Annotated in this window: 6 protein-coding genes; 3 read left to right on the top strand and 3 right to left on the bottom strand. The window is 46.1% G+C overall.

Going from position 1 to position 6,635, the window contains the following annotated elements; all coding sequences use genetic code 11:
* Positions 1-299: 299 nt before the first annotated feature.
* Positions 300-698: a hypothetical protein gene (locus AAFP11_RS20180; RefSeq protein ID WP_341738669.1), complete on the bottom strand. Its 399-nt coding sequence runs from the start codon at positions 696-698 to the stop codon at positions 300-302.
* Between the two features lie 125 nt (positions 699-823).
* Positions 824-1,630: a 5'/3'-nucleotidase SurE gene (gene surE, locus AAFP11_RS20175; RefSeq protein WP_341738668.1), complete on the bottom strand. Its 807-nt coding sequence runs from the start codon at positions 1,628-1,630 to the stop codon at positions 824-826.
* A 195-nt stretch (positions 1,631-1,825) separates the two neighbouring features.
* On the opposite strand from surE, the gene pheS reads away from it, so the two are divergent.
* Positions 1,826-2,830 carry a phenylalanine--tRNA ligase subunit alpha gene (gene pheS, locus AAFP11_RS20170; RefSeq protein WP_341738667.1) on the top strand — a complete coding sequence of 335 codons (1,005 nt, stop codon included), beginning with the start codon at positions 1,826-1,828 and terminating at the stop codon, positions 2,828-2,830.
* 24 nt (positions 2,831-2,854) lie between these two features.
* The gene (locus AAFP11_RS20165; RefSeq protein ID WP_341738666.1) at positions 2,855-3,259 is read left to right on the top strand and encodes an ABA4-like family protein; all 405 of its coding nucleotides are present in this window, start codon (positions 2,855-2,857) and stop codon (positions 3,257-3,259) included.
* Positions 3,260-3,395: 136 nt separating this feature from the next.
* Here the strand turns inward: AAFP11_RS20165 and AAFP11_RS20160 are convergent, their stop codons facing one another.
* Positions 3,396-4,673: a tetratricopeptide repeat protein gene (locus AAFP11_RS20160; RefSeq protein ID WP_341738665.1), complete on the bottom strand. Its 1,278-nt coding sequence runs from the start codon at positions 4,671-4,673 to the stop codon at positions 3,396-3,398.
* 78 nt (positions 4,674-4,751) lie between these two features.
* Between AAFP11_RS20160 and AAFP11_RS20155 the strand changes: the two genes are divergently transcribed.
* Entirely contained in the window at positions 4,752-6,014 is a 1,263-nt protein-coding gene (locus tag AAFP11_RS20155; RefSeq protein ID WP_341738664.1) for an esterase-like activity of phytase family protein, read from the top strand.
* Positions 6,015-6,635: the final 621 nt, after the last annotated feature.

Below are 6,635 nucleotides of genomic sequence, written 5' to 3'. Positions count from 1 at the left end.
TCGATCGCTCAAATCTAACCCCATGGAGGTAAAAGCAATTCAGGATTATTACCCCTAAATTTCCATCGCCCTTGCCTTTTTGAGCCATGGCTGATTCACATTTTGCTTAACCAAATCAGGCTTGACAGGAGGGTGGGGCGTAGGTAGAAATTAATTTTCAGGTAGTAGAGTAGATCGATCGCCTTTGATTCAATCCTCATCAAAACACGGCCCCCAGATTTATCTGGGGGCTAAATTATCTATACCTAAAACAAGATAAATTTAAACGCATTGAGTGTCAAAATTCAAGTAGCGAAATGTTAACGAGAGACTCCCTGGGAATTGCCACTCCCACTCACCCACTCTAAAAATCCTTGAAACGGCTGCTGTCGCGGTAACGATTGTTCCGTTGTCACGATCGCAAATCCCAGAAATACAGCACTTCCCAAAAGAGCCAACAACGGCAAATGCTTCCCAATCCCCAAATCGCGCTGAATGCGAGCTAGAGGCCGACTCTCGCGCCTGAGCATCTTCCCCACCGTTAATTGTTTCAGGCTAAAAGGATCGCGGACAAAATGGCCACTCCAACTAATTACCAAATGGGAATGACAGTGAGGACAACTGAATAGTCCGCTAACCATCCCCACAGCGCCGACGATGCTGGAACGGTTGCAAATCGGACAAGTGACAGAATGAGTGTTGTAGGTGGGAGCGTTCATAACTGTTTTTCTTGAGTAAAAAACCAATAACCAAGAGAGAGGGTGCGCTAATGCCTAGGGCATATACCTAAAGAGGTACTTTTCCTTAATTCCTAGTTTACCTCTGATATCCGCGCGATCGGATCTCAATTCATTGTAAAACCTTTAAATTTCCAATCCTGTAAACTCTGCAAGTCTCGGCCACAGGTGAGGTTGTATTGAAGAGGAGTAATGGTAATTTTATGGTCGCGAATAGCTTGTACATCCGTAGGAATATCCAGCAAATCAGAGGTTTCTGAAGTTTCTTCCACATCTTCTAACAATTCCCCAGCTAGCCAATAATAAGTTTTGCCGCGCGGATCGGTGCGCTTTTGAAATATATCGAAATAGCGGCGAATCCCTTGACGGGCGATCGCAACTCCGGTAATTTCTGCTTGTTTAACCGCTGGTATATTCACATTCAACAACATGGGTTTTGCCATCGGTTGTTTTTCCAACTGTGAGAGCAAAGTCACGGCAAAATTTACTGCCGGCTCAAATTCCAAAGAAGCATAGCTCGCAAGGCTGAAAGCAATGCTGGGAATCCCTTCCATAATGCCTTCCATCGCCGCCGAAACCGTCCCGGAACAAATGATATCCGTTCCTAAATTCGGGCCGTGATTAATACCGGCCAGAACAAAATCTGGCGGTTTGTCCAGTAAAGCCCACAAAGCTAGTTTCACGCAGTCCGCGGGAGTACCGGAACAAGCCCAAGCTTTGATTGCTGGGTCAAAAATAGATTCGACAATTTCGGCGCGGATGGGTTGGTGCAGGGTGAGACCGTGACCTGTCGCCGACCGTTCTCTGTCGGGACAAACTACGCTTACGTCATGACCAGCGGCGGCGAGTGCGTTGGCGAGGCTGCGAATGCCTTGTGCAAAGATGCCGTCGTCATTGCTAATTAGAAGTTTCATGAAAAGTTTTGTAGGCCACATGACAATAGTAAACTAAATTCAAGTCTGGCGATCGCTTTGGTCTCTAATTACCAATTACCGACTAAAATCTCAAATGTAAAATCAACCAGCCACTCGCACTCAAATTGCGCTAAACTCAGCTTGGCTCCAACAGCCATCAATCTAAAATCTAAAATCTAAAATCTAAAATCTAAAATGACTGTCCAGAAGAGCGACATTGAAACCCAACTAGAAACCCTAGGCCAAGAAGCCAAAAGTGCGATCGCCACCACCAATACCCTCGAACAACTAGAACAGTTGCGCGTCAATTACCTAGGTAAAAAAGGTCAACTCTCTCAAGTTTTAGGCATGATGGGCAAACTGCCGCCCGAACAGCGACCGAAACTAGGTGCGATCGCCAACACCGTCAAAGAAGCCCTACAAACCGATTTAGAAGACAAACGCACCTCCCTCCAAACCGCCCAAATCCAAGCCAAACTAGCCTCAGAAACCCTCGATGTCACCATGCCTGGGATTTTTCGTCCCCAAGGCAGAATACACCCCTTAAACAGCGTCATAGACCGCGCTTTGGATATCTTTGTTGGCCTCGGCTACACCGTAGCCAACGGCCCGGAAATGGAAACAGACTATTACAATTTTGAAGCACTAAACACCCCGCCAGACCACCCAGCGCGGGATATGCAAGATACCTTTTATCTCCCAGGCGGAAACCTGCTGCGAACTCAAACATCCTCGGTACAAATTCGCTACATGGAACAGCACAAACCCCCGATTCGGATTGTCTCTCCAGGCCGCGTTTACCGCCGCGATACCGTCGATGCTACTCACGCCGCCGTCTTCCATCAAATAGAACTTTTGGCCATAGATGAAGGGCTGACCTTTACTGACTTGAAAGGCACAATCAAAGAATTTTTGCGACAAATGTTCGGGCAAGATTTGCCCATTCGTTTTCGCACCAGTTATTTTCCGTTTACAGAACCGTCTGCCGAAGTAGATTTGCAGTGGAATGGTAAATGGCTAGAAGTTTTAGGATGCGGCATGGTCGATCCTAATGTTCTGAAAGGAGTTGGTTTAGACCCGGAAAAATACAGTGGTTTTGCCGCCGGTTTTGGTGTCGAGCGCTTCGCAATGGTACTGCATGAAATTGATGATATTCGTCGGGTTTATGCCAGCGATTTGCGCTTTCTACGCCAATTTTAATTAACCATAGAGCCGTGATTTAAGATGACACCAGAACTAATTTTTACAGTAGGAAACCTGTTCGTTTTGCCCTTCTGGGCAATCATGATTTTACTACCAAACTGGGGAATCACTCGAAAAATGATGAATTCCTTCATCCCCTTTGTAGTGCTCGCCCTGATGTATATCTATTTGTTTGTTACCAGCATCACCCCAGAAAATGCTGCCGCTTTGTCAAATCCCAAACTAGCAGATATCGCCAAATTTCTTGGGGAAGAAACCGCCGCAGCTACAGGATGGATACATTTTTTAGTGATGGACTTATTTGTCGGGCGTTGGATTTACTTAGAAGGACAACGCACCGGAGTTTGGACGATTCATTCCCTCGCATTGTGTCTATTTGCAGGTCAGATGGGATTGCTTTCTCACATTCTTCTTCCTTCTTCCTGAATTTCCCCCCTTGGGGGGGGCAGGGGGGGGTGACTTCTTCCTTCTTCTTAAAATCGAATTGTCGGGTGCGTCAGGAGAGTTTTTTAAACAATTTTTAAGGTTCTGGAACTGACGCACCTTACCAATTCAGCCCATGTTACGAAGTCCTTTGCAATTGCTTGTTAACCTTGAGAATTTTTTTATCAAAATACTCTTGTCTGTGTCCCAATCTTTTAGCCACATCCAAGGCTTTTTGATAAGCTTCTAAAGCTTTGTTGTAGGTTTTCATCTCCTGATAAACTTGACCAAGATTATCATAAGCATTCATCAATCCATACAAGTTATAAGCCCGTTCTTCTAACAGTAACTGCATTTGATAAATCCGCAAAGTCGGTTCCCACTGTTTTTGCGATCGATAAAGCAATGCTAATTTTTCCAACGCTTCGCTAGCGTGGGCATACTGTTGAATGGGGACGGCTAAATTGTATGCTTCCTGATAGTATTGAGCCGCTAAATTGATTTGACCTAGGGTTTCGTAATCCGCAGCGATCGCAATTTTTAGCGGTGGTACAGCGTTAGGATTTTGCAGATTCATATATACTGATACCAATTTCTCCCTAGCTGCGATCGCCTTCAGATGTTGTTTTGACTGGTGGTAAACATAGGCCAACTGTCTCAGAGAATCCACCTCAGTGGGAGGAGTTACAGCCACAGGAGACGCACCATTCCCCGCCACCACAGGCGGAGTCGAAACCACAGAGTTTGCAGCAAATAAAGCGCGATTTTCCTGAATTAAACTTGCCAATTCCTCATACACAGCAGCAGCTTTTTCATAACTCAACCAATTGATATGAATTAGCCCCATCGCCTTTAAAGTCTGACCCTCAGCCAAAATATCCTGTTGCTGCCGCGCATTGTCAAGAATTTGTTGATAAACTTCTATAGTCGGGCCCTTAGCACGCACTTGTTGAAAAGCAGCAGCCAAAACTCGCAGTAAATCAATATCAACTGGTACCTGAGATTTGACTTGTTTTTGAATTACTTGGAGCCGTTGAGTAATAAACTGTAATTCAATGGTTTTACTGTTACTCCAAGCCACACTTCCTACCCGACTCAAAGCAGCAATTTCCACCGCCGGGCCCAGATAGCGTCGCAGGCGCAATTCTCGGAACCAAATATCAAAAGCACCCACTCCATCTCCAGCTTGCAGTTTAGCCAAGGCTTCTAAGTTTAAGCCATCTAAAGCCACACTCAATTCATCCCGCTGAGTGCTACTCAAAGATTCATTGGTGGGAGTTAAGGGATCGGGTGTGGTAATCTCTAACGGATTAGGAGAAAATTGATCCAAACCTGGTGGAGTGGTTTGAGCGCTAGCAATTGAACTAGCACAAAGCCAACAGAAAAGCAAGCACCCGATGGGTACAGAAATTCCCATCCTCAAAATTTGGTGGGAGCGAACCCCTATCGATTCCCGAAACATCAAGTTTTGCATATCTACAAAACGGTATATATTATGTCACAAAGATGGCACAAAAGCCAAGAATTGAACCAAAACAGCCCCATAAAAATTACCGCACTGAGCAATTATTTGGATTTTAAGAGCCTGGGCGATCGCATTTTACGCTTATTCAGTTTAGCCTTAATTTTGTTAACTATTTGCACAGCTTGTGCACCGCCTCCCGCAGCAGCAAAAGACCGCTCTTTCCCGGAAATCTCCCTAGAATTTCTGGGAGACTACCAATTGCCAAAAATTAATTTTGAAGGAGTCCCCGTCGGAGGCTTATCAGGAATTACCTACGACTCCAAAGGAATAAGCCCAGGGACTTCCCAAGGTTATCGTTTTTACGCTATTTCCGACGACCCCAGCGAAAACGGAGAAGCCAGATTTTACAGTCTCCGACTAGACCTCAAATTAGGAGATGCAGCCAATATTCGTCTGAAAAAAGTTGCTGTTGAATCTGTTACTTCTCTCAAAAAAGCAGATGGCCAAACATTCTCTTGGGGTGCAATCAATCCTGAAGGTATCGCTCTTTCTCCCCGCAATTCCGTCTTTGTCGCCAGCGAAGGTGTCACTCACGTTGGCATTCCTCCCTTTGTCGGAGAATTTGACCTCAAAACTGGCAATTGGCTGGGGGAATTACCAATTCCCCAGCGTTATCTTCCCGATGCTAGCGATGAGAAACAGCAGCAAGGAGTCCTAGATAATTTGGGATTTGAATCTCTGACAATTGACCCCGAAACTTTTAGTCCAGGCGGTCTCGATCCGTTTCGTTTGTTTGTGGCCACAGAAGCGCCTTTAATGCAAGACCTAGACCCGGAAAATGCTAGTAAAATTCGGATTTTACATTATATCCTAGTCAACAAAACACCGCAATTAATCTCGGAAAATCTTTACACTTTAGACCAAGTTCCTTTAAGTATTTTAAACGGTTTAACAGAATTAGTAACTGTTGGTGGCGGTCAATTTTTGAGTTTAGAGCGTTCCTTTGGGCTTTCAGGATACGGCGCGCGGATTTATCAAGTTGCAGTGGGAGCCGCTACAGATACTTCGAGAATCAAGAGTTTCAAAGGGGGGTTGTCTGTAGTTGAACCTGTGAGGAAAAAATTGCTCTTAGACTTGAGCGAATTAGGAATTCCGTTGTATAACTTAGAAGGAATGACCTTGGGGCCGCGCTTGCCTGATGGTAGCCAAAGTTTAGTTTTAGTCAGCGATGACAGTTTTGATGAAGCACAAAAAACTCAGTTTATTTTGTTGAGTCTCAAAGGCAAATATTAGGGGATATGGGCTGGCTATGATCCGTTCCCCACAATCAAATCCCGTCTTTGTGGAATAGGGCCGAAAGCTGTTAGTGTCAACAATTGCTTGAAAGCATGGTGTGTATTTATCCTCGTCTCTAGAGGGGAGGTAGAGCTGACACACCCCCAGCCCCTCTAGAGATAGAGAGGGGAGTTGGATCGGACACACCCCCAGCCCCTCTCTAGAGGGGAGCTAGAGCCGACACAGCCCCAGGCCCTCTCTAGAGGGGAGCTAGAGCCGACACACCCCCTCTAAGCGAGGGTCTGGGACTCTCGATCCGGTTCCCCTCCTGGGAGGGGCTAGGGGTGGGTCTTTTACCAGCTATTATTCCCCATCGTCGTTTTTTTCAGAATGAAACAGCCCTGCCCCAGACCCTCTAAGCGAGGGTCTGGGACTCTCGATCCGGTTCCCCTCCTGGGAGGGGCTAGGGGTGGGTCTTTTACCAGCTATTATTCCCCATCGTCGTTTTTTTGAGAATGAAACAGCCCTGCCCCAGACCCTCTAAGCGAGGGTCTGGGACTCTCGATCCGGTTCCCCTCCTGGGAGGGGCTAGGGGTGGGTCTTTTACCAGCTATTATTCCCCATCGTCGTTTTTTTGAG

It is taken from the genome of Microcoleus sp. CAWBG640 (assembly GCF_020883015.1).
In the GTDB taxonomy this organism is placed as follows: domain Bacteria; phylum Cyanobacteriota; class Cyanobacteriia; order Cyanobacteriales; family Microcoleaceae; genus Microcoleus; species Microcoleus anatoxicus.
This window is presented reverse-complemented; position numbering and strand designations above follow the sequence as displayed.

Excerpts from the sequence above, each read along its gene's own strand:
- AAFP11_RS20165 (WP_341738666.1), top strand. The coding sequence starts at position 2,855 with ATGACACCAGAACTAATTTTTACAGTAGGAAACCTGTTCGTTTTGCCC.
- surE (WP_341738668.1), bottom strand. The coding sequence starts at position 1,630 with ATGAAACTTCTAATTAGCAATGACGACGGCATCTTTGCACAAGGCATT.
- AAFP11_RS20155 (WP_341738664.1), top strand. The coding sequence starts at position 4,752 with ATGTCACAAAGATGGCACAAAAGCCAAGAATTGAACCAAAACAGCCCC.
- AAFP11_RS20180 (WP_341738669.1), bottom strand. The coding sequence starts at position 698 with ATGAACGCTCCCACCTACAACACTCATTCTGTCACTTGTCCGATTTGC.
- AAFP11_RS20160 (WP_341738665.1), bottom strand. The coding sequence starts at position 4,673 with ATGGGAATTTCTGTACCCATCGGGTGCTTGCTTTTCTGTTGGCTTTGT.
- pheS (WP_341738667.1), top strand. The coding sequence starts at position 1,826 with ATGACTGTCCAGAAGAGCGACATTGAAACCCAACTAGAAACCCTAGGC.